The sequence below is a fragment of the Streptomyces thermovulgaris genome (genome assembly GCF_002155915.1).
GTDB classification, from domain to species: domain Bacteria; phylum Actinomycetota; class Actinomycetes; order Streptomycetales; family Streptomycetaceae; genus Streptomyces; species Streptomyces thermovulgaris.
Genome location: NZ_MUME01000305.1, coordinates 1 through 638, shown reverse-complemented (window position 1 = coordinate 638; position 638 = coordinate 1). Strand labels below are relative to the sequence as shown.

Annotated in this window: 1 protein-coding gene and 1 pseudogene; one reads left to right on the top strand and one right to left on the bottom strand. The window is 72.4% G+C overall.

The window, feature by feature from the left end:
* Nucleotides 1-145: pseudogene (locus CCN35_RS29675) on the top strand (ABC transporter ATP-binding protein); the annotation flags it as partial.
* Here the strand turns inward: CCN35_RS29675 and CCN35_RS21855 are convergent.
* Nucleotides 129-476 carry a sterol-binding protein gene (locus CCN35_RS21855; RefSeq protein WP_086793998.1) on the bottom strand — a complete coding sequence of 116 codons (348 nt, stop codon included), beginning with the start codon at nt 474-476 and terminating at the stop codon, nt 129-131. The pseudogene CCN35_RS29675 and the gene CCN35_RS21855 sit on opposite strands and share 17 nt — an antisense overlap.
* Nucleotides 477-638: the final 162 nt, after the last annotated feature.

Genomic DNA, 638 nt, shown 5'->3' with positions numbered 1-638 from the left:
GGGCGACATCGTCACCGCCGAGCTGGTGGAGGAGGTCTTCGGACTGCGCTGCCAGGTCGTCGAGGACCCGGAGACCGGCACCCCGCTGGTGGTGCCCGCCGCACGCAGGGCACGTGCGCGCGTGAGGGCTACAGAAGCTTCCTGAGCCGGAACAGGTCCGGCAGGCTCGCCTCCAGCCGCACCCGGCCCGACCCCCACGCCCTGGCGAAGCTCAGCTCCCCGCCGACCAGCGCGACCAGGTCGTCACCGGTCATGACCAGCCTGATCTGGGCCTTTTGCGGCGGCGGGCCCTGGACGGTGTCCTGCACCTCGATCCGGCCGTCCACAAGGCGCCCCACGAAGGTGACGCCGAGGTCCTTGAGACGGCAGCTCACCGAGCGGTCCAGCGCCGCCGCGGCACGGACGTTCCCCTCGGCGCCCGCCAGGTTGTCCGAAAGCTTCTCGAGTGCCCTGCGGCACTCCTCGATCGTGGCCATCGGAGTCGACGGTACCCCAGGGCTTCGCGGTAGCGTCTGGGCATGAGCGACTCTGTGACCGGGACGGAGACCGCGGAGGAAACGGCGGCCGCGGAGGCGGAAGCGGCCGTGGAGACGGTGTCCGCGCAGGAGGGGGCCGCGGACCTCGGCGGGGACCCCACC

Excerpts from the sequence above, each read along its gene's own strand:
- CCN35_RS21855 (WP_086793998.1), bottom strand. The coding sequence starts at position 476 with ATGGCCACGATCGAGGAGTGCCGCAGGGCACTCGAGAAGCTTTCGGAC.